Here is a 26,858-nt window from a genome sequence, read left to right on the forward strand (position 1 = left end):
GAGGACACCGGACCATGACCTACGAGAACCTCCGACTGGAGCACGACGGCGCGGTCGCCACGCTGACCATCGACCGTCCCAAGGCGCTCAACGCCCTCAACAACAAGACGCTGCAGGAGTTCGAGGCGGCGGTGCGCTCGCTCGGCGTCGAGACGCGCGTGCTCATCGTCACCGGCGGAGGCGAGAAGGCCTTCGTCGCGGGCGCGGACATCGCGGAGATGGCGGCGCTGAACGAGTCCCAGGCGCAGGAGTTCGCCGCCCTGGGCCACCGCGCGCTCGCGCTGCTGGAGTCCTTGGCCATCCCCACCATCGCCGCGGTGAACGGCTTCGCGCTGGGCGGCGGCTGTGAGCTGGCCCTGGCGTGCGACTTCATCTACGCGTCCGAGAAGGCGCAGCTCGGCCTGCCGGAAGTGGGCCTGGGGGTCATTCCGGGCTTCGGCGGCACGCAGCGGCTCACCCGCGTGGTGGGCCGGGCCCGCGCGAAGGAGCTCATCTTCACGGGCGCGCGCATCGACGCGGCCAAGGCGAAGGAGATCGGCCTGGTGCTGGAGGTGCTGCCGGCCGACGGGCTGCTCGCGCACTGCCGCGCCGTCGCGGCGAAGATGCTCAAGAACAGCCCATTGGCCATCGGCAAGGCCAAGCGGGTCATCGAGCAGGGCGCGGACAAGGACCTCACCGAGGCCAACACGCTCGAGCGCCAGGGCTTCGCGGAGCTGTTCGGCTCCCATGACCAGCGCGAGGGCATGCAGGCCTTCCTCGCCAAGCGTCCCGCGAGCTTCACGGGCGTGTGATTCACGCGCGCGCGGTCGGGAGTCTCCTCACGGTCCTCCTGGCCGCGTCGCCGGCCCGCGCCGAGCGTGTCCCGACGGGCGTCCTCGATGGGCGCCTGGCCCCTTCGAGCCGCGCGCTCGCCGACGAGCCCGTTCGTCCGCCCGCGCGCGAGGGTGAGCCCCCTGAACCCGCTCGCGAAGCCCCGCCCGACGACGAGCACGGCCGCGCCTCGCCGCTCGTGTCGTGGAAGCGCTCGCTGTGCATCTATACCGGGTGCTTCCTCGAGCCGTTGATGCCCGATGTCCGCTACCAGTGGGCCTCGGGGGCTCCAGACCACTGGGTGCTCTCCTGGCCCATCCATCCGTGGGCGCTCGGAGCGTGGGACATCCCCGGGCCCACGCTGCTCGTCTCGCCCTTCCTCGAGCCCCAGGTCCGCCTGGCCCCCGCGAAGTGGCGGCTGCTCGCGGGGGCACGCGTGTCGGTGTTCCCGGACCGGGCGCGCCTCGGGGTGCTCGCCGAGGGAGCGGGCCTGTGGGGGCAGGACGGCTCCGGGGGCGTGGCGGGGGTGGGCCTCACGTATGACCTGATCGAGCGGCACGAGGCCACGACGCCGTGGACGCTGTCGGTGGTGCTGCGCCGGGCCTGGACGGGGGAGGGGGCGCGGATGGACGTGTCCCTCGACGTCACGGTGCCCTTGAACATGTTCCTGGGCTCGCCCCTGGAATCCGGGGAGCGGGGGCGGGCAGCCGGTGGCTCATCGGCACGGTAACCGTCGCTTGGGGACGGGTCCTTCGTCTTCGCTATTCCCTGGGAGCACCCCCCGTAATATGGAGCCCTCATGAACTTCGAGCTGACCGACGTCCAGCGCGAGATCCAGCGGATGTGCCGCGAGTTCGCCGCCAAGGAACTGACCCCCAACGCCCGCAAGTGGGATGAGCACCACACGTGGCCCACCGATGCGGTGAAGAAGCTCGCCGAGCTGTCGCTGCTCGGTGTCGCCGTCCCCGAGCAGTACGGCGGCGCGGGCCTGGACAATGTCTGTTACGCGCTCGCCATGGAGGAGATCAGCCGCGGCTGTGCCTCCACCGGCGTCATCATGAGCGTGAACAACTCGCTCTACTGTGATCCGGTGATGAAGTTCGGCACCGAGGCGCAGAAGGAGGAGTTCCTCACGCCGTTCGCGCGGGGTGACAAGCTCGGCTGCTTCGGCCTGACGGAGCCCGAGGCCGGCAGCGACGCCGCCGCCCAGCAGACCGTCGCGGTGCGCCGGGGTGACGAGTACATCATCAACGGCTCGAAGAACTGGATCACCAACGGCCCCAAGGCCGACGCCATCGTGCTGTTCACGATGACGAACAAGGAGGCGGGCCACAAGGGCATCAGCGCCTTCCTGGTCCCCACCAACACCCCCGGCTTCACGCGCGCCGAGCCCGACAAGAAGATGGGCATCAGCGCCGCCTGGTCCTGCTCCATGTTCTTCGAGGACATGCGCGTGCCGGCCAAGAACCTGCTGGGCAAGGAGGGCGAGGGCTTCAAGGTCGCCATGTCCACGCTGGACGGCGGCCGCATCGGCATCGCGTCCCAGGCGCTGGGCATCGCGCGCGCCGCGTACGAGGAGGCCGTCCGCTACTCGGGTGAGCGCAAGTCGTTCGGCAAGCCCATCCGCGAGCACCAGGCCATCCAGTTCATGATCGCCGACATGGCCATGGAGATCGACGCGGCCCGGCTGCTCATCTGGCGGGCGGCCCTGCTCAAGGACAAGGGCGTGCGCCACAGCGCGGAGAGCGCGATGGCGAAGCTGTTCGCCAGCGAGATGGCCAACCGCGTGACGAACAAGGCCCTCCAGGTGCACGGCGGCATGGGCTACAGCAAGGAGATGGACGCGGAGCGCCACGTGCGCGACGCTCGCATCACCGAGATCTACGAGGGGACGAGCGAGATCCAGCGCATCGTCATCTCGGCCAACGTCCTGAAGGAGTAGGCATCATGAAGAGGGCACTGCTTCCCGTACTGGTCCTGGCGTCCGCCGCGGCGCTCGCCCAGGGCACTCCGTCGAAGAAGTCCGAGGGCGGGAAGCCCGCGGCCCCCACGAAGCCGGCGCCCGCGAAGAGCGACGCGCCGGACGTGGAGCGGATGCCCTTCACGCCGGACTCCATCCGCCAGGTGGTCGCCTACAACCAGGGGCGCATCCAGGAGTGCTACGAGGACCACATGGCGGAGAAGGACAAGAAGGTGGAGGGCAAGCTGCACACGTCCTTCACCATCGACGCCAATGGCCTGGTGAAGAACGCCAAGGTGAAGAAGGGCAGCACGCTGAAGGACCCGAACCTGCACGACTGCGTGGTGGCCGTGCTGACGTCCATGACGTTCCCCAAGCCTACGGACGGCGCGGACCACCCCATCGAGTACCCGTTCAACCTCAAGGCCGTCGAGTAGGAAGACTTCCGTGAACCTCGAGCTGACCGAGACCCAGACGCTGATTCGCGAGACGGCCCGCAAGTTCGCGCGCGAGCGCGTGGCGCCGCTGGCCCGAGAGTTGGACCGCACGGAGCGCTTCCCGACGGAGCTCTACAAGGAGCTGGGGGAGCTGGGGCTGCTCGGGGTGAACATCCCGGCGAAGTACGGCGGCTCGGAGGCGGGCGCCGTCTCCTACGCGCTGGCGATGATGGAGATGGCGGCGGCGGACGCGTCCACCGCGGTGACGATGGCCGTCACGAACATGTGTGGCGAGCTGATCAACGCCTTCGGGACCGAGGCCCAGCGCGAGAAGTACGTGACGCGGCTGGCGTCCGGTGAGGCGGTGGCGGGCTCGTTCGCGCTCTCCGAGCCGCACGCGGGCTCGGACCCGGGCGCGCTCAGGACCACGGCGGTGCGGCGTGGCGACACGTGGGTGCTCAACGGCAGCAAGCAGTGGATCACGTCGGGTGCGCACGCCGGGGTGTTCGTGGTGTGGGCGCGGACGTCGGGCGCGGGCAACAAGGGCTTGTCCTGCTTCATCGTGGAGGGCGGGACGAAGGGCCTCATCGTCGGGCGTCACGAGGACAAGATGGGCCTGCGCTCGTCGAACACCGTGCCGCTGACGTTCGAGGACTGCGTCATTCCGGCGGAGAACCTGCTGGCGGCGGAAGGGCAGGGGTTCCGGCTGGCGATGGTCGCGCTGGACGGCGGGCGCATCGGCATCGCGTCGCAGGCATGCGGCGTGGCGCGGGCAGCGCTGGAGGCCACGGTCTCGTATGTGAAGGACCGCAAGGCCTTCGGCCAGGCCGTGGGGGAGTTCCAGGGCCCGCGGTTCATGATCGCCGACATGAAGACGCAGATCGACGCGGCGGAGCTACTGACCCTGCGCGCGGCGTTCCTCAAGGACCAGAAGCAGCCGTTCTCCCGCGAGGCGTCGATGGCGAAGCTGTACGCCAGCGAGACGAGCAACCGCGTCTGCGACAAGGCCGTGCAGCTTCATGGTGGCTACGGCTACATCGACGAGTTCCCGGTGGAGCGGTACTTCCGCGACGCCCGCGTGCAGACCATCTACGAGGGCACCAGCGAGGTGCAGCGCGTGGTGATTGCGCGCGAGAGCTTCAAGCTGCTGGGGTAGGCGCGTGGCGTTGAAGAAGAAGGGCCGGCATTACTACGGCGATTCGCGCGCGGACATCCGCCCCGAGCTGGAGCGGTACAGCAAGGCGAACAAGTATCCCCTCGAGCGGCTGGATGAGTTGAGCTGCCCGGAGTGTGGCCACGAGCGCTCCCATCTCATCCTCGACGAGGAGGCGGGTGCGGCGGTGCAGTGCTGCGTGAAGTGCGAGCACGAGGTGCCCCTCGCGGACAGCGAGGAATTCCTCGAGGAGGCTGAGCTCCAACAGGCCGAGTGCCCCTGTGGGAATGGGGCGTTCGAGATGGCCGTGGGCTTCGCCTTCTACAAGGGCACCACGGATGTCCGCTGGGTCTACATCGGCTGCCGGTGTCCTGAGTGCGGACTCACGGCGTGCTACGGGGACTGGAAGACGCCGTGAGGCCTGGGGCGAATCAGCCCCGACAGTTGGAGTAGGTGTGCGTCCTGAAATACATGCTGCGCGAGCCGTGCATGTACAGCTCGCCGCAGATGCAATCCTGCCGCCCGACCTCCACGGTCATCGAAGAGTCTGAATAGTAGGCGGTGTACCCGAAGGTCTCGCTGGTGCAGTGCAGCGGCGGGGGAAGCGTCTGCTCCATCTGCCCGAGCCCCTCCTGCTCAGCAGGGGCGTCATCCGTCTCTGGGAGACCGCCTCCGCAGGCAGCCGCCAGGAATGCGAACGCCAGCAACGCACCACGCCTCGATTGGCTGCTGTTTTGTATTTGCATTCCTGTGGCTGTAGCACCTGTCATGCAATACAAGCCATGGAGGAAAGCCACTGGAGGAAGTGTCGTTGTCCCGTGAGGGGCAATTCCTTCATCGCACCTCCGTCCGATAGGCATCGGGCCGAGGTGCCCACCACGACCGAGGGCTTCACGAGGGCGGGCGACTCTCGGCGTTGACAATCCATCATACCGAGAGTCCCGTCCTCGTCGTCAGTCGAGCTTCCGCCTCCGGAGGAACGACACTCCCACCCAGAGCGCCATCATCACGAAGGACGCGCTGCTGGCGTCGGTGGCGCCGCAACCCCAACCGGTGACCGTCAAGTCGCGAGGGCCTGGCAGTTCCGGCTCGCTGGGGCCGTTGGGGGCCGAGGGTCCCGCGTCCTCGGTGCCTGCGTCGGGAGCAGTGCCGGCGTCGCCGTCACCCGCGTCCGGTTCTGGCTGCGGCGTCGTACCCGCGTCGTCACCGGCGTCAGGCTCGGGCGGCGTGCCCGCATCTTCACCGGCGTCAGGCTCAGGCGGCGTGCCTGCATCTTCACCGGCGTCAGGCTCGGGCGGCGTGCCCGCATCTTCACCGGCGTCAGGCTCGGGCGGCGTGCCCGCATCTTCACCGGCGTCAGGCTCGGGCGGCGTGCCCGCATCTTCACCGGCGTCAGGCTCGGGCGGCGTGCCCGCATCTTCACCCGCGTCGGGCTCCGGGGGAGCTCCCGCATCAGGCTCCGCGCCCGCGTCGGCGGTGCCCGCGTCGGGCGTGCCAGCATCCGGAACCCCCGCATCGGGGGTACCCGAGTCCGGCGCTCCTGCATCCGGAGGTCCTGCGTCGAACGCCCCGGCATCGGGCGCCCCGGCATCCCGAGGGCCGCCATCCGGCTGCCCCGCATCCGGCAGGCTCCCGCCGTCCGCAGGCTCCGCGACCACCAGCAGTTCCTCGGACATGCTCCACGAGTACACGTTCTCGATGCCACCGAACTCCGCGACGACACGATGTTCGCCCATCGGGAAGAACGAGAGCGCCACGGTGGCGGACCCCGCGCTGTCGACGTCCTGGGACGTGACGAAGTCCCCATTCACGAAGAAGCTCATCGTGCCCGTCGGCAGCGGAGTGCCCGAGACGTCCGTTACATACGCCGTGAAGAACGTCGGCTCGCCCTCGATGATGGGCCCGCCCTGGTGCTCCAGCCGCGTCACCGTGGGCTCGATGCCCACGCCCCGGATGAGCAACGTCAGGTCGTTGAACGACAGATCTCCGCCCGCGGTGAGATCCTCCCAGCTCATCACCCACGTGTCCGTCGACTCCATGGGCGCCAGCATCAACACGTGGGGCGTGCGCTGCTGATAGCTCCACGCGTCCATGTCGTAGGATTCGACGATCTGGACCTTGCCGTACTCCCGCGACTGGAGCCGCGAGTAGCTCGTCGGGCTGAGCCAGTTCGAACTCGGGTTGACCGTCGTCACCCGGTCCGTCGACAGCGACTGATGCAGGTCCAGGTTCAGTATCGTCTTCGAGAAGAAGACGTTGATGTCCCCGTGCCCCCACAGCTCGCACTGGTACCGGCCCTCGGGGGTGATGGCGGGCAGGAAGCACGCATCCGTGGCGCGGTCGTAGTCATGCTCCAGATACGTGACGAGGAAGAAGACGATCTCCCGCCCCCCCGTCACCGTCCCCAGGCTCACCCGGCGGTCCTCCTCGTTGATGGCCGCCGTCACGTCCCGCCCCGCGATGACGCGCCCGTCCGGACCGAACGCGCTCGCCTTGTAGTCGGGCAGCCCATCCAGCGCGCCCGACAGGTCCCAGATGGGCCCCACGGACGCCGGCTGCCCCGGGCCCCGGGATGCCAGCCGCGGCGTGAGGCACTCCACCGCGGGCGACCCCGGGCACAGGTTCTCATCGTCATCCGTGCTCAACAGGATGATGTTCCCCAATCCCATGTGGCCGTTCTGTGCATCATCCGGCTCGAGCAGGTTGGGGATGTGGGGGAAGACGCCCCGGTCGCTGAAGTACGCATCCAGCAGCCCCGGCACCGCGCCCGAACGGAAGTTCCCGCTGGCATCCACCAGGTCCGTCGCATCGCGCATGCGCTGCCCCACCACCGCGCCCACCGGACGCGCGGGATAGTCCGGCACATCGTCCGGCCATCGCTTGGGCCCACCATTCGGCGAGTAGCTGGTGGCCGACGTGCAACCGCCCGTCAGCAGCTCCGGCTCGCGCAGGCGGAGCACCTCACCGGTCTCCGCCCGCCGATGGAAGAAGATGCGCTCCGGGATGCACCGCGTGGCCTCGCCGATGTAACCCCGGTCCGGATTGAGGTTGTACAAGTCCTCGTGGAAGTCCGGGATGCCATTGCCCTCGACGTCGATGAGCACGTCGTCGTTGGGATCATCCGGGTTCCCGATGTCCACGTACCCCCGCGACACCAGGTCGTCGTAGTAGAGCCACCCCAGCGTGTGGGACGCGCCCGCGTAGGCCTTCTCCTCGACGAGCAGGACCTCCACGTTCCTGTCGCGCGACAGGATGAGCCGGTTCGAGTCCACACCCTGCGCGGACACACGACCCGCGCCCAGCAGGACGACGACCACCAGAAGCAGGGAAGGGCTCCAACGAAGCATGGACATCCTGTGCCAGCCGAGAAGTGAACGCGGCATTCTATGTCCTTCTTGGAATCCCAGTACACGGTGCCAGCCCGGAGCGAGGGCGACGACCTCATGAGAGGGAAGGGAAGGAAGAGGCCCGCGGCCGCCGACGTGCGGGAAAACAGTCCACCCCCCCGGGCGCACCTCCCCCATGACTCACGCCGGGCACCGGACTCGCGGACCTCGACCCACGAGCGGAACGGGCCTGCACGCGAGCGGTCGCATTTCAGCGGATTTTTCGAGTACAGTGCGCGGGCTCGCTGACCGGGCAGGTGCACCGGTCGCTCGCGTGACTCCCTGAAGTCAGGGGTGCACGGGAGGGCGAGCGGTCTTAGTTCGAGTGATGCGGAAGGTCCCACCGGGTCTTGACAGTTCCGGCGGAGCACATCCCGTGATCAGCACATGGGGCACGAGCGCGCTTGACTACCGGAATAACCGGTGTCTAGGGTGCGCGGCTTCATTCAAAAGTCCCCAGAGGTGGGGACGTCCGTGACCTCCCGCTGCTCCCCGCGCGGAGGCCCCGTCCATCAAATCAGGGGGCAGCTGTACCGTTTCAAAGGACTTCCAACTCCATGCAGCAGAACGTGAACCAGCAGATCGAGACGGACGCCGGCGATGAGAACTTCGCGGCGATGTTCGAAGAGTCGCTCAAGCAGCGCGGTGGCGACGGCATCCTGAAGGAAGGGGAGATCGTCAAGGGCACCGTCGTGCAGGTGACCAAGGACTTCGCGATCGTCGACATCGGCTACAAGTCCGAGGGTCAGGTCCCGATCTCCGAGTTCACCAGCCCTCGCGGAGAGATCTCCGTCAAGGCGGGCGACCCGGTCGAGGTCCTCCTGGAGAGCCGTGAGAACGACACCGGCATGGTCGTCCTCTCCAAGGAGAAGGCCGACAAGATGCGCATCTGGGACGAGATCAGCGCCGCCTGCGAGCGCGATGAGATCGTCAAGGGCACCATCGTCGGCCGCGTGAAGGGTGGCCTCTCCGTCGACATCGGCGTGAAGGCGTTCCTCCCGGGCAGCCAGGTCGACATCCGGCCCGTGCGCAACCTTGACCAGTACATCTCGAAGGAATTCGAGTTCAAGGTCATCAAGTTCAACAAGAAGCGCGGCAACATCGTCCTGAGCCGCCGCGTGCTCCTCGAGAAGCAGCGCGAGGAGATGAAGAAGGAGACCCTCAAGAACCTGAAGGAGGGTGCGGTCCTCAAGGGCGTGGTCAAGAACCTCACCGACTACGGTGCGTTCATCGACCTGGGCGGCATCGACGGCCTGCTCCACATCACGGACATGTCGTGGGGCCGCATCGGTCACCCCAGCGAGATGTTCAACGTGGGTGACGAGGTCCGCGTCGTCGTCCTCAAGTTCGACCCGACGCAGGAGCGCGTCAGCCTGGGCCTGAAGCAGATCCAGGAGGACCCGTGGCACCGCGCCGACGAGAAGTACCCGGTCGGCACGCGCGTCAAGGGCAAGGTCGTCAGCATCACCGACTACGGCGCGTTCATCGAGATCGAGCAGGGTGTCGAGGGTCTGGTGCACGTGTCCGAGATGTCCTGGACCAAGCGCCTCAAGCACCCGTCCAAGATCCTGGAGGTCGGCCAGGAGGTGGAGGCCGTCGTCCTGGACATCGATCCGAAGGCCAAGCGCATCGCGCTGGGCATGAAGCAGATCGAGCAGAACCCCTGGACGCTGCTCGAGGACAAGTACCCGATCGGCTCCGTCATCAAGGGTCAGATCCGCAACGTCACCGACTTCGGCGTGTTCGTCGGCGTCGAGGAGGGCGTGGACGGCCTGGTGCACGTGTCCGACATCTCCTGGACCCAGCGCATCAAGCACCCGGGCGAGATGTTCAAGAAGGGCGACGAGGTCGAGGCGGTGGTCCTCAACATCGACGTCGAGAACGAGCGCTTCAGCCTGGGCATCAAGCAGCTCCAGCCGGACCCCTGGGAGACGCTGTCCGAGCGCCTGCCTGTCGGCAGCCGCGTGAAGGGCAAGGTCACCAAGGTCACCGACTTCGGCGCGTTCGTGGAGATCGAGCCGGGCATCGAGGGCCTCGTCCACGTCTCCGAGCTGAAGGAGGAGCGTGTCGAGAACCCGCGTGACGTGGTGCAGGAGAACCAGGATGTCGAGGTGAAGATCATCGACATCAACACGCCGGACCGGAAGGTCGCGCTGTCCATGAAGGCGCTGATCGGCGAGGGCGACGACTACCGCGAGTACCTCCGCAAGCAGGCGGAAGGCTCCAAGGCGCGCCTCGGCGACGTGATGGGCAAGCTGACCAAGAAGTAGTCAGCGAGCCGCTTCACGGCGTGACGGCCGGGTTCCCGCAAGGGGGCCCGGCCGTTGCCTTTTCGGGGGAATGGGCGCCGACCTCCCGACCGGTCGGACAGGCGACGCTCCGGCCCGGACGGCGAGCGAGGACGCTTGAACTCCGGGGAACGCCCGGTGATAAGGGCGAGCGCCGCTGTTATCGAAGGACCTCCGTACATCCTCAAGGGAGACAGATTCATGGCTCGTGAAGTCGTCATCGTGGGCGCGGCCCGTACCCCCATCGGCTCCTTCCAGGGGGCGCTCTCCAAGCTGACGGCTCCGCAGCTGGGCGCTGTGGCCATCAAGGCCGCGCTCGAGCGCGCGGGCGTCAAGCCCGAGGCCGTACAGGAAGTCATCATGGGCAACGTGCTCCAGGCCGGCGTCGGCCAGGCGCCCGCCCGTCAGGCCACGCTGTTCGCCGGCCTGCCCGAGGGAGTTCCCGCCACCACGCTCAACAAGGTCTGTGGCTCCGGCCTGAAGGCCGTCATCGCGGGCGCGCAGGCCATTGCGCTGGGCGAGGCGGACGTCGTCGTCGTGGGCGGCATGGAGTCCATGAGCAACGCGCCGTACATCAGCCACACGATGCGTGGCGGCGCGCGCATGGGGAACGTGGAGTTCAAGGACGCGATGATCCACGACGGCCTCTGGGACGTGTACGGCAACGTCCACATGGGCAACTGCGCCGAGGAGTGCGCCACGTCGCAGAACATCAGCCGCGCGCAGCAGGACGAGTTCGCGCTGGAGTCCACCCGCCGCGCCATCCAGTCCCAGAAGGAGGGCCTGTTCGCCGCGGAGATCGTCCCCGTGGTCATCCCCGGCAAGAAGCCCGGTGAGGAGACGACGGTGTCCGAGGACGAGGGTCCTCGCAACGCCAAGCCGGACAAGATTCCCGGCCTCAAGCCCGTGTTCAAGAAGGACGGCACGGTGACGGCCGCCAACGCGTCCTCCATCAACGACGGCGCCGCGGCGCTGGTGCTGATGAGCGAGGAGCGGGCGAAGGCGGAGGGGAAGACCATCCTCGGCCGCATCACCGGCTACGCGCAGGCGGCGCGCAAGCCCGTGGAGTTCACCATCGCGCCGGCGGACGCCATCAACACGCTGCTGACGAAGAAGGGCGTGAAGGCGGCGGACGTGGACCTGTGGGAGATCAACGAGGCGTTCGCGGTGGTGTCCATCGCCAACAACCGCATCCTCGGCCTGGACCCGGCGAAGGTGAACGTGCGCGGCGGCGGCGTGGTGCTGGGCCACCCGATTGGCGCCTCGGGCGCGCGCGTGCTGGTGACGCTGCTGCAGACGATGAAGGACCAGGGCAAGAAGCGGGGCGTCGCGTCGCTGTGCATCGGCGGCGGCGAGGGCATCGCGCTGATGGTGGAGCGGTAGTCCACCCTCTCCCCACGGGGAGAGGGGCGGGGTGAGGGCCTTCGACGGGCCTTCACCCCGTTTCCGTTATCAGGAGGGCGCATGAACAAGGTCTACGCGAGCGCGGACGAGGCGGTCGCCGACATCCCGGACGGCTGTACGCTGATGAGCGGCGGCTTCGGGTTGTGTGGCAACCCCGAGAATCTCATCGAGGCGATTCATCGCAAGGGCGTGAAGAACCTCACCATCATCTCCAACAACTGCGGCACCACCGAGCTCGGGCTGGGCATCCTGCTCCAGAACAAGCAGGTGAAGAAGATGGTGTCGAGCTACGTGGGGGAGAACAAGGAGTTCGAGCGCCAGTTCCTCTCCGGCGAGCTGGACGTGGAGCTCAACCCGCAGGGCACGCTGGCCGAGCGCATCCGCGCGGGCGGCTGCGGCATCGGCGGGTTCTTCACGCCGACGGGCGCGGGCACCCAGGTGGCCGAGGGCAAGGAGACGCGCGTCATCGACGGGCGGCTGCACGTGCTGGAGACGCCGCTGAAGGCGGACTTCGCCATCATCCACGCGGCCAAGGCGGACACGTGGGGCAACCTGGTGTTCAACAAGACCGCGCGCAACTTCTCCCCGATGATGTGCATGGCGGCCAAGGTCACCATCGTCGAGGCGGAAGAGATTGTTCAGCCGGGCGAGCTGGACCCCGACCAGGTGCACATCCCGAGCATCTTCGTGAAGCGCATCGTCCAGGCGAAGAACCTCCAGAAGTGGATCGAGCGGCGCACCGTCCGCAAGACGGCCTGAGGACCCCATGCCACTGACTCGTGAACAGCTTGCGAAGCGCATCGCCCAGGAGCTGCGGGATGGCTTCTACGTGAACCTGGGCATCGGCATCCCCACGCTCGTCCCCAACTACATCCCCGAGGGCGTGGAGGTGGTGCTCCAGTCGGAGAACGGCCTGCTCGGCATCGGGCCCTATCCCGAGGCGGGCAAGGAAGACCCGGACCTCATCAACGCGGGCAAGGAGACGGTGACGACGGTGAAGGGCGCGTCGTTCTTCGACTCGGCGCTGTCGTTCGGGATGATCCGCGGGGGCCACATCGACATGGCCGTCCTGGGCGCGATGGAGGTCTCCGAGGAGGGGGACCTGGCGAACTGGATGATCCCCGGGAAGATGATCAAGGGCATGGGCGGGGCCATGGACCTGGCGGTGGGCGCCAAGCGCATCTACGTGGCCATGGAGCACGCGAACAAGGAGGGTCAGCCGAAGATCCTCAAGAAGTGCTCGCTGCCGCTGACGGGCCTCAAGTGCGTGCACCACATCGTCACGGACCACGCCTACATCGACGTGACGCCAGAGGGCCTGGTGCTGCGCGAGGTGGCCCCGGGCGTGACGGTGGAGCTGGTGCAGAAGCTCACCGAGCCCAAGCTGAAGATCGCCCCGGACGTGCGCGAGATGAAAGTCTGAGCGACCGAGGCTAAGGTGCGCCGCTGGGGGAGGGTGGTACGGACGACTTCCCCGGCGGAGCCCCTCGAATGGCCGATACCTCGGAGAAGCAGAACCCCATCGACCACCGCGCGCCGCGGGTGGAGTACGAGCTGCCGGTGGCGTACCGGAGCGTGGCGGGGTTCGTGACGGACTGGGCCGTCAACCTGTCGCGAGGCGGGCTCTACATCAACACCGACAAGCCCCTGCCGGTGGACACGGTGGTGAAGCTGCTGGTGACGTTGCCGGGGGCGCACTTCCCGGTGGAGTTGAAGGGCCGGGTGACGCGCACCAACGCGCTCGGCGCCGCGTCCTCCCAGTCCCCGGGGATGGCGGTGGAGTTCCTGGACGTTGACGACGACAAGCGGTCGCGGATCGGCGAGTTCGTGGAGCGGTTGCGCTCGGAGCTCCCGTCGGACGCGACCCGGAAGTAGGGCGGCCCGCCTGAGGGCGCCCCATCGAGCGCCTGCATGCTGCCCCTCCCCGAGACACCCATCCCACTGGTCATCGAGCGCCTCGGGCAGCTCGGCGAAGGCGTCGCGTCCTGGCAGGGGCGCACCGTCTTCATCCCGGGCGCGTTCCCCGGCGACACCGTCCGCGTCCACCTGGAAACCCAGGGACGGGTGCTGCGCGGGGTGCTGCGCGAGGTCGTCACCCCGGGGCCCGCCCGGCGTCCGGCGCCGTGCACCCTGGCCGGAGAGTGTGGAGGGTGTGACTGGCTGGGGCTCGCGGAGTCCGCGCAGCGTGAGGCGAAGCAGGAGATCGTCCTCTCGACGCTCGAGCACCTGGGGCACCTGCGGCGCGAGGACTTTACCGTCCGGCCGCTGATGGTGGCGCCTCGGGACTGGGGCTACCGGCGGCGCGCGGTGCTGCACCCGGCGGGCAAGGGAACGCTCGGGTACTTCAGCCGGCGCAGCCATGAGCGGCTCGCGGTGTCCGAGTGTGGCGCGTTGACGCCCGTGCTGACGGCGCTGCCCGGGAAGCTGGTGCCGCTGCTCAAGCCGCTGGCGAAGGACACCGAGGAGGTGTTGCTGCTGGCCGAGGGCGACAAGGCGGCCTTCGCGGTGACGTTGACGGGGCCGGTGACGGCGCGGCACCTGGAGGCCGCGGAGGGCGCGGTCCGGGCGCTGCGGTTGGAGGGGGCGGTGCTGGTGCCGAAGGAGGGCTCGCCGAGGCTGGTGGGCAGGCCGGTGCTGCGCTCGCTCTCGCCGTTGCGGCCGGAGGTGCCGTTGTATCTGCGACCGGATGCCTTTGCCCAGGCGCACGCGGAGGCGAACGTGGGGCTGGTGACGTCGGCCATCTTCGAGCTGGCGGGGCGGGACGAGGAGTCGGTGCTGGAGCTGTATTCGGGCAACGGCAACTTCACGTTCCCGTTGGCGGCGGGCGTCCAGTCGGTGCTCGGGGTGGAGTCGAGCCCGGTGGGCGTGGAGCTGGCGCAGCGCAGTGCCCGTGAGGCGGGCGTGAGCAACGTGCGCTTCGTCCAGGGTGATGCGCGGAAGGTGTGCGACGGGCTGGTGGCCGAGGGGCGTCGGTTCGACGTGTGCCTGGCGGACCCGCCTCGCGCCGGGGCTCCGGGGCTGGCGAAGTGGATGGTGGCGCTGGGGGTCCGGCGGGTGGTGTACGTGGCGTGTGACCCGGCCTCGCTGGCGCGGGACGCGGCGGGGTTGGTGGAGGCGGGCTATCGGCCGGTGGCGCTGCAGGTGGTGGACATGTTCCCCCAGACGCACCACGTGGAGGCGGTGATGTCCTTCGAGCGGGTGGGGCAGGGCTGATGGACGCGCGCATCGTCGAGTTCGCGGAGGTGCTGCGGCAGAACGGCGTGCGGGTGAGCACGTCCGAGGTGCAGGACGCGCTGAAGGCGACGGCCGAGGTGGGACTGACGGACCGGGCGCTGTTCCGGGCGGTGCTGCGGACCACGCTGGTGAAGCGTGAGCTGGATGTGGACACGTTCAACCGCGCGTTCGACTTCTTCTTCTCGGGGGCGGCGGCGACGTTCGAGGCCATCGACAAGTCGCTGGCCGCACAGCTCCAGGAGGAGGGGTACCTGGATGGGGACCTGCTGAAGATGGTCACCTACCAAATGAACCTGTTGCTGCCGGAGATGTCGCCGCTGGCGCAGGCGGTGCTGGAGGGGGACAGGGCGCGGCTGGCGCAGATCTTCCGGATGGCGTCGCTGCAGTTGGACCTGTCGCAGCTGGAGAGCCCGCTGCAAGCGGGGTTCTTCGCGCGGCGGATGTTGGCGGGGGCGGGCATCGACAAGGCCCGGTCCGACATGAAGTCGCTGGAGGCGGAGCTGAAGGCGCGTGGGTTGGCGCCGGAGGGCGTGGAGATCGTCTCGCGGCACGTGGCCGCGGCGATGCGGAAGATTGAGGACGCCGCGCGGCAGGAGGTGAAGCGTCAGGCGGAGGCTCGCATCCGTCGGCGGACGGACACGGCGCAGGACAAGCCGCTGCACCTGCTCTCGCAGGCGGAGGTGGACCAGATGGAGTCCGCCGTGCGCACGCTGGCGGAGAAGCTGCGCAGTCGGTTGATTCGTCGGCAGCGCTCGCACCGCAAGGGGGCGCTGAACGTGCGCAGGACGCTGCGTCGGAACATGACGTGGGGTGGGGTGCCGATGGTGCCCCAGTTCCGCAGCCGTCGGCCCGAGCGTCCGGAGCTGGTGGTGCTGTGTGACGTGTCGGACTCGGTCCGGAACGCGTCGCGGATGATGCTGCTGTTCATGCACACGATGCAGTCGCTGTTCGTGCGCGTGCGCTCGTTCGTCTTCGTGTCCGACGTGGGCGAGGTGACGCAGTACTTCAAGGATTTGGATGTGGACGAGGCCATCGACATGGCGACGGCGGGGAAGACGGTGTCCCTGAGTGCCAACTCGAACTATGGCCGCGCGCTGGCGGACTTCACCCGCGACCACCTGGGCAGCATCACCCGGCGGACCACGGTGATGGTGATTGGGGATGGGCGGAACAACTACAACGCGAACAACGTCTGGGCGCTGAAGGACTTGCGTCGCAAGGCAAAGCGCGTGCTGTGGATCTGCCCCGAGGAGCGCGGCAACTGGGGCATCGGTGACAGCGAGATGCTCACCTACGAGAAGCACTGTCACCAGGCCGTGGTGGTGACCTCCGTGTCGGACCTGGCGCGCATCGCGGACCAGCTCGTTCCGGCTTGAGCGGGCTGCCGCCTGAATGGCCGGGCAGGGGACTCACGAGCGGCTCCTCGGCTGATACGACATCGCCACGTCGCAGCGCGCGTAGCGTGCGCCGAACCGCTGCATGATTTCCGCGTCGTGCACGAAGCCCAGCTTCTCGTACAGGTGGATGGCCGGGCCGCACTTCTTGTTCGTCAGCAGGTAGATCTTGTCCATGCCCAGGCTGGACGCCCGCTCCAGCGTCTTCGCGAGCAGGAACTCACCGACCTTCAGACCGCGCGCGCTCTTCAGCACGCCCATCTTCGTCAGCTCCACCCAGCCGTCCTTCGACACCATCAGCGCGCAGGTGCCGACCACCCCCAACTGCGGCGTCTCCGCGAACAGCACCACGCCGCCCTTGTCGAGGATCAACTCGCGCGGCTTCGACAGCAGCGCGATGTCGTTCTCCTCGAGCTTGAACATCTCCTGGATCCACTCGGCGTTGATGCGGTGGAAGGCCTCCGCCTGGTCATCGGAGAAGTCTCGCACCCACATCGCCGGCGGGCCCGCGGCCTCAATCCGCTTCAGCATCGAGGACTCGGCCAGCCGCGCCTCCACCTTCGCCAGGCCCTGCATGAAGTCCCCCGACAGGCCCTCGACCAGCTGGGCCGCTGCGGGCTCGATGCGCGCCAGCAGCTGCGTCTGCACCCGGACCAGCAGCGCCTCGCCTTTCTCCGTCAGCGCCAGCACCTTCGCGCGCTGATCGTCCGGCGAGCGCCGCGTCTCGATGAACTCCTCCAGCGACCCGAGCGCCCGCGTCACCGTCGGCTGCGCCACCCCCAGACGCTCCGCCACCTCGCCCACCGTCATCGGCCCGTGCAGCCGCAGCGTCATCAACAACGACATCTGCGCGGGCATCACCGGCAGGTCCAACGAACGGGCCACCTCCCCAGCGTCGGCCTGCATCCGCTCCGCCAACCGCTTGAGACGACTGCCCAGGAAACCCACTCCGAGCCCCGCGAGGAAATCGACTTCCATGCCGAACCTCCAATCCATAGCGCGATATATAGCTAGCTATATATCCAACGGATTGCAAGGCGGCTTTCAGCGCGGCTCGGAAGGCCGGGCCTGCGACAAATGCCTACCTGGGCATCACGCGAGGGCGACGCCGCGACAGGCCGAGCAGCGCGAACAGCGCCATCGCCCAGGGAAGGGAAGAGGCACCGCTCTGGCAGCCACAGCCGCTGTCCTCGCCCGGCGGCTGCGTGGGCGGAGGACCTCCCGCATCCGGCGTGGACGGGCCCGCGTCGGGCTGGGAGGTCCCCGTCACCGTCACCGAGAAGGAGCACGTGCCCTCGTTGCTCGCGAGGTCCTTGGCCGTGAACGTCACCTCCGTGGTGCCCACTGGGAACGTCGCTCCGGAGGCGTGGCTTGCGTCGAGCGTGAGCACTTCACCCGAGTCGTCGTAGGCCGTGGCGTCCTCGAAGCGGACCTCGGCGCCTCGAGTGCTCGTCGCCTGCACGGACTGGTTGGGCGGACAGCTGACCCTCGGCGGGAAGGTGTCCGCGATGAGGCCCGCCAGCTTGTAGACCGTCATGCCCTGCCCGTAATCCGCCTGGAAGTAGAGCGTCGAGCCCACCATCGTGAGGCGGCTCGGGTTCGAGCCTCTCGCCCCCGGAATCATCTCCGCGAGCAGGGTCGGCGCCCCCGTGGGCGAATCCAGCCGCCACAGCTCGCGCCCCGTCGTGGGACCGAGCGCCGCGAACACCAGCGGACCCTCGGGCGACGCCAGGAGCAACGCGTTCGGATGTGACGAGTCGACTCCGGGCATCAGGTCCGCGACGCGCACCGTGCCTTCCTCCGTCCCATCCGTGCGCCACAGCTCGCGGCCACCTTCCGCGTCCGCGCCGCTGAAGAACAGGTGGTCGCCCCACGCCACGAAGTTCGCGTCGTCCAATCCATATGCCGTGGCAGCACGCCGCAACGTCGCCGCGCGCAGCGACACCGTGCCCGCCTCCGTCCCATCCGTCTTCCACAGCGTCGTGACACCTTCCGTCGCCGTCGCCCAGAAGTAGAGGTGGCCCTTCCACGCGAAGAGCTGCTCGGGTGACGCACCGGCCTCCCCCGGACGGAGGTCCGCCACGCGCACCGTGCCGCTCGTGGTGCCGTCGGACTTCCACAGCTCGCGGCCGGCCTGGTCCCTCGCGGAGAAGAACGTCAGCGCGCCCAGCCCCGTGAACTCGCGTGGAGCCGAGCCCCCGTCGCTGGTGACGACGTGGATGTCCTTGAGCTTGCGCGTCAGGCCGAGCTCTCCCGTCGTCGTCCAGGGCTCCAGGCGACCATCCTCCGTCTTGCCGCTGAACCAGAGACTCCCCTGGACGTACGCCGGCTCGGACACGCCCTCAGGGGCATCCGAGATGCGCCAGGTCCCCGACTGTGTGGCGTCCGTGCGCCAGAGCTGGCCTCCCACCGTGAGGAAGGCCTTGTCCCCGCCGGGGATGATGCGGGCCGAGGAGACATCCCCCGTCACGTGGTGGATGCCCGAGGCGCTGTCATCCGTGGCCCACAGGCCCGACGCCGTGGAGAGCAACGCCTGGCCCTGGAAGGGCGCCAGCTGGATCCAATCGTTGAGGCTGTTCGTCGCGAAGTGGAGGTTCTTGGCCATCGTCGTGCCGTCGAGCCGAATCAGTCGCTGGCCCGCCCCCAGGTGCGATGTCACATAGAGCCGCTCGTCGAGCGCCGCCATGTCCAGGACCCGACCCGTACCCCGCCTCGGGGTGGGGTCCGCCACGATGTTCGTGCCCTGCTGCGTGCCATCCGTGAAGTGCAGCTCCAACCCACGCAGTCCATCGCTCGCGGGGAAGAGCAGCTTGCCCCCGAAGACGACCGCGTCCCGTCGCAGGTCCGCGATGACGAACTGCTCGACGGGCGAGAGCTGCAGCAACAGCCTCGTTCCATCCTGCGTGCCATCCGTCGCCCACAGCGAGCTCGAGCCCCCTCCCTGATGACCGTAGAAGACGAGGTGGTTGCCCACCGCGCTCAATCCGGCACGCATCCCGATTCCCGCGAAGGGCTTCGCCCCCCAGACAACCTCGCTGCCGCCCACCGTGCCGTCACTCGCATGGAGCCGACACTCCTGACCGTTGCCCACGCCCAGTGACGCGCACGCCTGGAAGATGAGCCTCCCACCGAGTACGGCCGGCTTGCGCGGCGACGTGGCGCCCGTGCCTGGATTCAGGTCCAGGATCGTCGTGCTCTCCGCCGTGCCCTCGGTTCGACAGAGCTCCTCGCCCGTCGCCTCGCTCGCGCAAGGAAAGTACGCCGCGCCGTTCAACAGGGTGGGGGACTGCGCGAGCCCCATGCCCGCGATCGTCTCCTCCGCGGCATCCCGGACCGACGCGGTGGCGTGCAGCAGGACCGTGCCCGACTCCGTGCCGTCACTCGCGTAGAGTCGACGAGGGCTCGTCGCCGTTCCCGCGCTCGTCGAGAAGAGCACCCGGTCTCCCACCGCGCCCAGCAGCCGAGGCACGCCACTGCCGAAGCCCGGCACCAGGTCCGCGACCACACCCGTGCCCGCGGCCGTGCCATCCGTCCGGCACAGCTCGAGCCCCGACGTCTCGGACTCACACCCGAAGAAGAGCTGGCCTCCCGCCTCCACGGCCGGCGTCACGCCGAGGTCCTTCATGGCGAACGCCGCGAACTCTCGCGTGCCCTCGAGGGTGCCATCCGAGCGATACAACCGCGAGCCCGCCGAGAAGTAGAGCGCGCCTCCGAAGGAGACGGGCGTGGTCGGCGACTCGGCGAGCCCCAGGCTCCCCATGAAGCGCGTGCCCTCGGGGGTGCCGTCCGTGGTCCACAGTCCCTCGGGGCCTCGCCACCAGGCGCTCGCGCCCAGGACGGCGAAGCGGGGCGGAGGCTGCCAGCCGAAGTTGTCGGGGCCGAGCGGCTCGGGCCGCCACGCGAGCGTGCGCAGCAGCTTCGTCCCCTCGGGCGTCCCATCCGTCCGATAGAGCTCGCGCGAGTTCTCCCCGAAGAAGAGCGCGTAGCCCTCCATCGCCGTCAGCCCCATGGGCCCCGTGTTGACGACGCTCCCGGGAGTCGACACATCCGCCAGTCGCACCGGCTCGGCCCACGCGGGCAGGGCACCCAGCAGACCCAACCACCACCACCGCCCCACCACAGGTGCTGTCCAAGAAGTCATATCGCCTGATACGCAACCGCCCCCGGATTCCGGTCGGCCGGGAGGAGCAGGGACGAGGAGCCGACCTGCCTGACGGGCCCTCGACCGACATGCCCCCACCCGAGACCCGGCGCGCCACGAGCCTACCGTGGCGCACCAGGCCCTGTTACACATCCCCGCGATTTCCCCAGGAGCGCCCATGGCCCCCTCTCTCTTCGACGACCACGGCTACCAGGACGTCCCCAACCGCGAGGTCCACAGCACGGACCTCTCCGCGGCGGATGACCGGACCCTCCGCATGGCCACGCCCCGCGTGGACACCTCGCTGCTCGACGCCCTGGTGCGCTTCCAGGAGTCCTTCCTCTCCCACGCAGGCTCGGACCGGAGCGCCCAGGCCCTCGCCACCGCCCACCGCCAGGCTCAGGACGCCTCCGGCCTGGACGCCAAGACGCTGGAGCAGGGCGTGTCCCTGCTGCGCGCCTTCGGAGGCCGCCGGTGGACGGCTCGCAAGCTGGACGACAAGCTGCGTCAGCTCGAGTCCCACCCCCCGAGCCCCGAGACGGACGAGCTGAGGGCCCGCCTCCGCGGGGAGCTGGTCAAGCAGGAGCAGGCCACGGACGCCCTGGCGCGCCGCTATGGCGAGGACACCCTGGCGCTCCTCAAGGCCCACGAGGCGCGGCTGGTGGACCTGCACACCCGGATGACCGGCCTCTTCAGCCAGGGATGACCGCCGTCCCCGGTTCGGTTGATTTCCACGCCCGGCCGTCGCATAAGGGCACGTTCTTGCTCAGAGAAATCCCATGAAGCGCTACTTCATCCACACCTTCGGCTGCCAGATGAACGTCAACGACTCGCTCCGCATGAGCGAGGTGCTGGCGAAGATGTCCTACGAGCCGACGCCGGTGCCGGAGAACGCCGACCTCATCATCCTCAACACCTGCTCCATCCGCGAGAAGGCCGAGGACAAGATGCTGTCCGCGCTGGGCCGCTACAAGCCGGTGAAGGCCAGCCGCGGCGCGCTCATCGGCGTGGGCGGCTGCGTGGCCCAGCAGGAGAAGGACCGCCTCATCAAGAAGGTGCCGTACCTGGACTTCGTCTTCGGCCCCGACAACATCGCGCGCCTGCCGGACATCATCGGCCGCGTCGAGTCGGAGCGCGCGCGCGTCGTCGAGACGGCCTTCGTCGACTCCGAGGAGTACGTCTTCCCGCGCGCCGACCCGGAGACGTCCCGCGGCAAGGTCACCGAGTTCGTCACGGTGATGAAGGGCTGCGACAACGTCTGCTCCTTCTGCATCGTGCCGCACACGCGCGGCCGCGAGGTGAGCCGCGCCTTCCCGGACGTGCTCCAGGAGGTGGACGGGCTGGCCAAGGTGGGCGTGCGCGAGGTGACGCTCATCGGGCAGAACGTGAACTCGTACCTGGGCGGCGTGTCCTTCGCCCAGCTGCTGCTGCGCTGCGCGGAGGTGCCGGGCATCGAGCGCGTGCGCTTCACCACCAGCCACCCGCATGACCTGTCGGACGAGCTCATCGAGGCGTTCCGCACGCAGCCCAAGATCGCTCCGCACTTCCACCTGCCCGTGCAGTGCGGGAGTGATCGCATCCTGAAGATGATGCGCCGCGACTACACCGTGGAGCAGTACCTGGAGCGGCTGCAGAAGCTGCGCGACGCGCGGCCCGGCATCGCCGTCACCACCGACATCATCGTGGGCTTCCCCGGCGAGACGGAGGAGGACTTCGAGATGACGATGAAGCTGACCGAGCAGGTCCGCTTCGACAACCAGTTCTCCTTCATCTACAGCCCGCGTCCCAAGACGGGCGCCGCGCTGCGCGAGAAGGACTGGGGCCCGGTGGAGCACGAGGTGAAGATCGCCCGCCTGGAGCGCCTGCAGAAGCTGCAGCGCCGCATCAGCGCGGAGACCACCGCCGCCCTCGTGGGCACCGAGGTGGAGGTCATGGTGGAGGGCCACTCGCGCTACGACGCCGCCAAGCGCTTCGGCCGCACGCCGGAGAACCGCACCGTCAACTTCGACGGCGACGCCCCCGCGGGCGCGTTCGTCACGGTGAAGGTGGACCGCTCCACGCCCAACCAGCTCGCCGGCAAGCAGGTGGCGGTGCTGCAGCTGCCCACCGTGGAGCCGCTGCCCGTGCCGCGTCCCGACTCGCCGTTCCACGTCGTCGCGGAGGCCTGAGACATGGCGCTCAGGCCGTTTCGCGGCGTGCTCCCCACCGTCCACCCCAGCTGCTTCGTGGACGAGTCCGCCCAGGTCGTGGGCGACGTGCACCTGGGCGAGGACTCCTCGGTGTGGATCAACACCGTGATGCGCGGGGACGTGAACCCCATCCGCATCGGCCAGCGCACCAACATCCAGGACCTGTCCCTCATCCACGTCACCGGCGGCCGCTCCAGCACCGTCGTCGGTGACGACGTGACGGTGGGGCACCACGTGGTGTTGCACGGCTGCACCGTGGGCAACCGCGTGCTCGTCGGGATGGGCGCCATCCTCCTGGACGACGTGGAGGTGGGGGACGACTGCATCATCGGCGCCGGGACGCTCTTGACGCCCGGGACGAAGATTCCCCCCGGCTCGCTCGTGGTGGGCTCCCCCGGCAAGGTGAAGCGCGCGGTGACTCCGGAAGAGCGGGAGTTCCTGTTGTTGTCCGCTCAGCACTACGTCCACATCGCCTCCGAGTACCGCGCCAGCCGTTGACTCGCCGGCCCGCGCGGCCCGTGTTAGGACCCTGGCACCATGGCTCTCGTGCCTGCGAACACCCTCAAGGCGTGCCCTCTCTTCAAGGGCTTCACCGACACCGGCATCCAGATCTTCGCGGGTGTGGCCGTGCCTCGGGCCTTCCCCAAGGGCACCGCGTTGTTCGTCGAGGGCAAGACGGGCGAGTCGCTCATCATCGTCGGCGAGGGCACGGTGCGGCTGAGCGCCAGGAGCCCCTCCGGCGAGGACGTGTCGCTGGGCGAGGTGGGCACGGGAGAACCCCTGGGCGAGCTGGCCCTGGTGCAGAAGGGTGAGCGGCTCTGCACCGCGACGGCCGTCACGGACGTGTCCGCGCTGGAGATTCGCGCGGCGGACTTCCAGAAGCTGCTGGCCACCAAGCCCCAGGCCTGCGTGAAGCTGCTGATGGGCATCGTCGGCTTCTTCGGCCAGAAGGCCCGGGACAACCGGGACATGATTCGCACCCTCATCGGAAAGGCGCCGGCCGCCTGAAGGGCGCGTGCTAGCCTGGGGGCTCCGTATGCGAGCCCCCCACCTGGCCGTCCTCCCACTGCTCGGGCTCCTGGCGTCGCCCCCGGCGTTCGCGGGGTCGGCCGCCCAGGTTTCCATCGCCTCGGAGGAGGACTGGTTCGCCAGCCAGTACACCCCCGGTGGCCTGGAGGTGCTCGCGGATGTCCGCGTCTTCACGCTCTATGCGCTGCTCAACCGCGCGGGCTACGACGCGGGCCCCGTCGAGCGGGCCCACCCCGTCCCCGTCATCCGCTACACCCGCGCCCGCGCCCGGGTCCGCCAGGTGCTGGCCTCCGCGCCGGACGCCGTGCTCACCGAGGCCCGCGCGTACTTCGCCGCGCACCCGGAGCCGGTGGAGGTCTACCTGGCGCGCGTCCTGGGAGGAGCGAAGGCTCCAGGCCGCGCCGCGAGCCTCACGGGGTTGGAGGAGCTGCTGGCCCGCGCCGAGCAGGAGTGGCCGGTGACGGCGCTGCGCGCGGAGACGCTGCCGGACTTCCGCTTCGAGCAGCGCGCCTGGCTCCCGCTGCTGGATGCCCCCGTCCAACAGGCCACGCGACTTCTGGGCCTGCCGGAAGGCGGGCCCGCACCTCGGGTGGTGGTTAATCTGCTCGAGGCCGAGGGAAGCGTGCGACCGGTGGACACGGGGCAGGGGTGGGTGGTTGTGGTGGGACCTGTCACGCGCACGCCTGACGCCGAGCCGGTGGTGCGGGAGCTGGCGCGTGGGGTACTGAGCTCACGGCTGTCCGGCCGCCTGGGTGCTCGCTGGGCGGGCGGGGCGGCGGCGCTGAAGGACGCCCGGGCCCGGGGGGCGGGTGAGGGGACGGTCGACGAGTACGGGGTGGCGCTCCTGAGTCGGGCGCTGGCCCTGACGGCCACGGGGGCTCCGGCCGGGGCCTACGAAGCGGCCGGGCGCGACGGGTATTTCGGGTTGAAGACCCTGTCGCGGAGTTTTGAGGAGGCGCGCCCGGTTGATGCGTGGGCGCTGGATGGGCTGGCTCGGGCGGTGCCCCAGCAGGCCCCTCGGAAGTGAACGGACGGGACAACGCGTGCTTGATTTCCTCACCACCCTGCTTGGCGACTCCCAGGGCTTCATTGCCTACGCCATGGTCTTCGGCATCCTCGTGGCCTGTGGCCTGGGCGTGCCGCTGCCTGAAGACATCTCGCTCATCCTGGGCGGCTTCCTGGCCCACAAGGGCGCGGCGAGCCTGCCGGTGATGATGGTGGTCGGCTTCATGGGCATCCTGGTGGGCGACAGCCTCATCTTCTTCGCCGGCCGCAGGCTGGGCGGGAGGCTGGGGCGGGGCACCGGGGCCACCCAGGAGGCGCCGAAGGGCGGCGGAGGGTTCTTCGCGCGCATCGTCACGCCGGAGAAGCGCGCGCGCGTGGAGGGGCTCTTCGAGCGCCACGGGCAGAAGATCGTCTGCATCGCCCGCTTCATGCCGGGCGTGCGCGCGGTGACGTACTTCACCGCGGGCTCGGTGGGCATGTCCTACTGGCGCTTCATCTTCTGGGACGGCCTGGCCGCGCTGCTGTCCGCGCCGGTGTTCATCTGGCTCGGGTTCCACTTCGGTGGCGAGCTGGACATGCTCATCAGCAAGTTCAAGGAGGGCCAGTACACCGTCATGGGTGTGCTCGCCGTCGCCGCGGTGGGCTTCTTCCTGTGGCGCCGCAGCCGGAACAAGCGGCTGGCCGCCGCGCAGGCGCAGGGCAACACCGCGGTGACGTCGTCGCCCGTGTCCAACGACGAGCCCGCGGCGCCCACGTCCGGGCCCCGCAACACCGTGAAGGGCAGCGGCTCCGACCCGCTCTTCAAGGTCGCCTCCACGTCGTCGCCGGAGAAGGTGACCGTCTCGGTGGACCCGTCGCGCGAGTTGATGAAGCACTGAGGCCCGCGCCGCTCGCGCGACCATCGCGAGCGAGGCGAGGTGGTTTGAGCTCACAGGAGCCGCGAGGCTCTTGTGACGCGCGGCAGGCGAGCACGATGTGGCTGGCGACGCATTGCGGCGCCTGTTAGTCCCAGCCCGCGTTCATCGCGGCGAACCATGTCACTCTCGACTGCGCAGGACCCCGCCAGGATGGGGTTGTTCCGGCTCACGTGGCCGATACTCCTGGAGCTCCTCCTCTTCATGATGATGGGAACGGCGGACACGCTGATGCTCAGCGGTGTGTCCGACGACGCCGTCTCCGCGGTGGGGGTCGTCAATCAGTTCCTGTTCATCTGTCTGCTCATCATGGAGGTGATGAGCAACGGCGCCTCCGTCGTCGTGTCCCAGTACCTGGGCGCGCGGCGCTCCGAGGAGGCGGCGCGCATCGCCGCGGTGGGAATCACGTTGAACCTGCTGCTCGGCGTGACGGTGAGCGCGGGGCTGCTGCTGGGCGGAGACGCGCTGCTGGCGCGGATGAACCTGGAGGGCGTGGTGCTGGCGCAGGCCCGCACGTACATGGGCATCGCCGGAGGGTTCATCTTCCTCCAGGCGCTCATCAACGTGTGCTCCGCGCTCATCCGCACGTACGGCTTCACGCGTGAGTCCATGTTCATCGCGATGGGGATGAACGCGCTGCACGTGGGCGGCAACGCGCTGCTCATCTTCGGACTGCTGGGGCTGCCCCGGCTCGAGGTCGCGGGCGCGGCCATCTCCACGGTGGTGAGCCGCGCGCTGGCGCTCGTGGTGTTCGTGTGGCTCTTGTACCGGGTGATGGACGTGCGGATGAAGGCGCGCGACTTCGTCCGGTTCACCTCGGACATGGTGCGGAAGATCCTCCGCGTGGGCGTGCCCTCCGCCGTCGAGCAGGGCACGTACCAGTGCTGCCAGGCGGTGTTCCTGTACTACGTGACGTTCCTGGGCTCGACGGCGCTGGCCTCCCGGCAGTACGCGAACGCCATCTCCCAGTACGTGTTCCTGTTCAGCCTGGCCGTCGGCATGGGCACGGCCATCATCGTGGGACGGCTGGTGGGCGCGCGCCGCGCGGACGACGCATACCGGCGGGTGCTCCAGAGCCTGAAGTGGGCGGTGGCCATCACCTTCCTCGTGGACGTGGCCGTCATCCTGGTCCGCGTGCCGCTGGTGGGCATGTTCACCCATGATGGCGACATCGTCCGGCTCACCACGCAGGTCATCGTGATCGGCTTGCTCCTGGAGACGGGGCGCTCGTTCAACCTGGTGCTGGTGAACGCGCTGCGCTCGGCGGGGGACGCGCCGTTCACCGTGTACATGGGCTTCCTGTCGATGGTCTGCATGAGCCTGCCGCTGGGCTACGTGCTCGTCTTCAAGCTCCACCTGGGGCTCGCGGGCGTGTGGCTGGCGGTCGCCGCGGATGAGTGGGTCCGAGGCATCTCCATGTGGGTCCGCTGGCGGTCTCGCATCTGGGAGCAGAAGTCCCTGGTCGAGCCCCTGGCCCCGGTGGCGGAAGCCCCCGTCGTCGTGGCGGCGTAGGC

24 protein-coding genes are annotated in these 26,858 nt (G+C 68.8%); 20 read left to right on the forward strand and 4 right to left on the reverse strand.

All coding sequences use genetic code 11. The features are described from left to right. Positions 1 to 14: 14 nt before the first annotated feature. The 6 genes from AC6JA9_RS21830 (at position 15) to AC6JA9_RS21855 (ending at position 4,778) form a co-directional block, all read left to right on the forward strand. Positions 15 to 791, forward strand: coding sequence for an enoyl-CoA hydratase-related protein (locus AC6JA9_RS21830; protein WP_223748576.1), 777 nt, complete (start codon positions 15 to 17; stop codon positions 789 to 791). After that, positions 788 to 1,540 carry a hypothetical protein gene (locus AC6JA9_RS21835; RefSeq protein ID WP_408890383.1) on the forward strand — a complete coding sequence of 251 codons (753 nt, stop codon included), beginning with the start codon at positions 788 to 790 and terminating at the stop codon, positions 1,538 to 1,540. The genes AC6JA9_RS21830 and AC6JA9_RS21835 overlap by 4 nt, the downstream gene beginning before the upstream one ends. Positions 1,541 to 1,609: 69 nt before the next feature. Next, on the forward strand, positions 1,610 to 2,752 hold the full coding sequence (locus AC6JA9_RS21840) for an acyl-CoA dehydrogenase (protein ID WP_223748574.1): 1,143 nt from the start codon (positions 1,610 to 1,612) through the stop codon (positions 2,750 to 2,752). A 5-nt stretch (positions 2,753 to 2,757) separates the two neighbouring features. Continuing rightward, entirely contained in the window at positions 2,758 to 3,207 is a 450-nt protein-coding gene (locus tag AC6JA9_RS21845) for an AgmX/PglI C-terminal domain-containing protein (RefSeq protein ID WP_497957771.1), read from the forward strand. 10 nt (positions 3,208 to 3,217) lie between these two features. Continuing rightward, positions 3,218 to 4,363, forward strand: coding sequence for an acyl-CoA dehydrogenase family protein (locus tag AC6JA9_RS21850; RefSeq protein WP_141333060.1), 1,146 nt, complete (start codon positions 3,218 to 3,220; stop codon positions 4,361 to 4,363). A 4-nt stretch (positions 4,364 to 4,367) separates the two neighbouring features. After that, the gene (locus tag AC6JA9_RS21855; protein WP_223783304.1) at positions 4,368 to 4,778 is read left to right on the forward strand and encodes a hypothetical protein; all 411 of its coding nucleotides are present in this window, start codon (positions 4,368 to 4,370) and stop codon (positions 4,776 to 4,778) included. 13 nt (positions 4,779 to 4,791) lie between these two features. Here AC6JA9_RS21855 and AC6JA9_RS21860 read toward each other — a convergent pair whose 3' ends face one another. Then, positions 4,792 to 4,977: a hypothetical protein gene (locus AC6JA9_RS21860; RefSeq protein WP_223783305.1), complete on the reverse strand. Its 186-nt coding sequence runs from the start codon at positions 4,975 to 4,977 to the stop codon at positions 4,792 to 4,794. Positions 4,978 to 5,313: 336 nt separating this feature from the next. Continuing rightward, a complete protein-coding gene (locus AC6JA9_RS21865) occupies positions 5,314 to 7,707 on the reverse strand; it encodes an Ig-like domain repeat protein (RefSeq protein WP_497957772.1) in 2,394 nt (797 codons plus the stop codon). A gap of 596 nt (positions 7,708 to 8,303) precedes the next feature. Here AC6JA9_RS21865 and AC6JA9_RS21870 point away from each other — a divergent pair. From AC6JA9_RS21870 to AC6JA9_RS21900, 7 genes are all read left to right on the forward strand, one after another. Then, the gene (locus AC6JA9_RS21870) at positions 8,304 to 10,016 is read left to right on the forward strand and encodes a 30S ribosomal protein S1 (protein WP_141330440.1); all 1,713 of its coding nucleotides are present in this window, start codon (positions 8,304 to 8,306) and stop codon (positions 10,014 to 10,016) included. 219 nt (positions 10,017 to 10,235) lie between these two features. Further along, entirely contained in the window at positions 10,236 to 11,417 is a 1,182-nt protein-coding gene (locus tag AC6JA9_RS21875; protein ID WP_223748570.1) for a thiolase family protein, read from the forward strand. Between the two features lie 81 nt (positions 11,418 to 11,498). Further along, positions 11,499 to 12,197, forward strand: coding sequence for a CoA transferase subunit A (locus AC6JA9_RS21880; RefSeq protein WP_046713813.1), 699 nt, complete (start codon positions 11,499 to 11,501; stop codon positions 12,195 to 12,197). Positions 12,198 to 12,204: 7 nt separating this feature from the next. After that, complete coding sequence (locus AC6JA9_RS21885) at positions 12,205 to 12,861, forward strand: CoA transferase subunit B (RefSeq protein ID WP_223748569.1); 657 nt, start codon at positions 12,205 to 12,207, stop codon at positions 12,859 to 12,861. Positions 12,862 to 12,929: 68 nt separating this feature from the next. Then, positions 12,930 to 13,313, forward strand: a complete 384-nt coding sequence (locus AC6JA9_RS21890; protein ID WP_141330444.1) for a TIGR02266 family protein — start codon at positions 12,930 to 12,932, stop codon at positions 13,311 to 13,313. Between the two features lie 36 nt (positions 13,314 to 13,349). Beyond that, positions 13,350 to 14,651: a class I SAM-dependent RNA methyltransferase gene (locus AC6JA9_RS21895; protein WP_223748568.1), complete on the forward strand. Its 1,302-nt coding sequence runs from the start codon at positions 13,350 to 13,352 to the stop codon at positions 14,649 to 14,651. Then, positions 14,651 to 16,048, forward strand: coding sequence for a vWA domain-containing protein (locus tag AC6JA9_RS21900; protein WP_223748567.1), 1,398 nt, complete (start codon positions 14,651 to 14,653; stop codon positions 16,046 to 16,048). The genes AC6JA9_RS21895 and AC6JA9_RS21900 overlap by 1 nt, the downstream gene beginning before the upstream one ends. Positions 16,049 to 16,081: 33 nt before the next feature. Here AC6JA9_RS21900 and AC6JA9_RS21905 read toward each other — a convergent pair whose 3' ends face one another. Both AC6JA9_RS21905 and AC6JA9_RS21910 read right to left on the reverse strand, forming a co-directional pair. Continuing rightward, positions 16,082 to 17,044 (reverse strand): bifunctional helix-turn-helix transcriptional regulator/GNAT family N-acetyltransferase, encoded by a 963-nt coding sequence (locus AC6JA9_RS21905; RefSeq protein WP_223783308.1) that lies wholly within the window; start codon positions 17,042 to 17,044, stop codon positions 16,082 to 16,084. A 103-nt stretch (positions 17,045 to 17,147) separates the two neighbouring features. Further along, the gene (locus tag AC6JA9_RS21910) at positions 17,148 to 20,165 is read right to left on the reverse strand and encodes an HYR domain-containing protein (RefSeq protein ID WP_497957773.1); all 3,018 of its coding nucleotides are present in this window, start codon (positions 20,163 to 20,165) and stop codon (positions 17,148 to 17,150) included. 220 nt (positions 20,166 to 20,385) lie between these two features. On the opposite strand from AC6JA9_RS21910, the gene AC6JA9_RS21915 reads away from it, so the two are divergent. The 7 genes from AC6JA9_RS21915 (at position 20,386) to AC6JA9_RS21945 (ending at position 26,856) form a co-directional block, all read left to right on the forward strand. Then, entirely contained in the window at positions 20,386 to 20,913 is a 528-nt protein-coding gene (locus tag AC6JA9_RS21915; RefSeq protein ID WP_223783310.1) for a hypothetical protein, read from the forward strand. Between the two features lie 73 nt (positions 20,914 to 20,986). Then, positions 20,987 to 22,375, forward strand: a complete 1,389-nt coding sequence (miaB, locus tag AC6JA9_RS21920) for a tRNA (N6-isopentenyl adenosine(37)-C2)-methylthiotransferase MiaB (protein WP_426746364.1) — start codon at positions 20,987 to 20,989, stop codon at positions 22,373 to 22,375. A 3-nt stretch (positions 22,376 to 22,378) separates the two neighbouring features. Then, positions 22,379 to 22,894: a gamma carbonic anhydrase family protein gene (locus AC6JA9_RS21925; RefSeq protein ID WP_046713821.1), complete on the forward strand. Its 516-nt coding sequence runs from the start codon at positions 22,379 to 22,381 to the stop codon at positions 22,892 to 22,894. Between the two features lie 39 nt (positions 22,895 to 22,933). After that, positions 22,934 to 23,404, forward strand: a complete 471-nt coding sequence (locus AC6JA9_RS21930) for a cyclic nucleotide-binding domain-containing protein (RefSeq protein WP_141330461.1) — start codon at positions 22,934 to 22,936, stop codon at positions 23,402 to 23,404. A 28-nt stretch (positions 23,405 to 23,432) separates the two neighbouring features. After that, positions 23,433 to 24,452, forward strand: a complete 1,020-nt coding sequence (locus AC6JA9_RS21935; protein ID WP_497957774.1) for a hypothetical protein — start codon at positions 23,433 to 23,435, stop codon at positions 24,450 to 24,452. Positions 24,453 to 24,468: 16 nt separating this feature from the next. Beyond that, positions 24,469 to 25,308: a DedA family protein gene (locus AC6JA9_RS21940; protein ID WP_223783312.1), complete on the forward strand. Its 840-nt coding sequence runs from the start codon at positions 24,469 to 24,471 to the stop codon at positions 25,306 to 25,308. 156 nt (positions 25,309 to 25,464) lie between these two features. Next, complete coding sequence (locus AC6JA9_RS21945) at positions 25,465 to 26,856, forward strand: MATE family efflux transporter (protein ID WP_223748560.1); 1,392 nt, start codon at positions 25,465 to 25,467, stop codon at positions 26,854 to 26,856. Positions 26,857 to 26,858 lie beyond the last annotated feature (2 nt).

This window comes from Myxococcus sp. MH1, assembly GCF_059738865.1.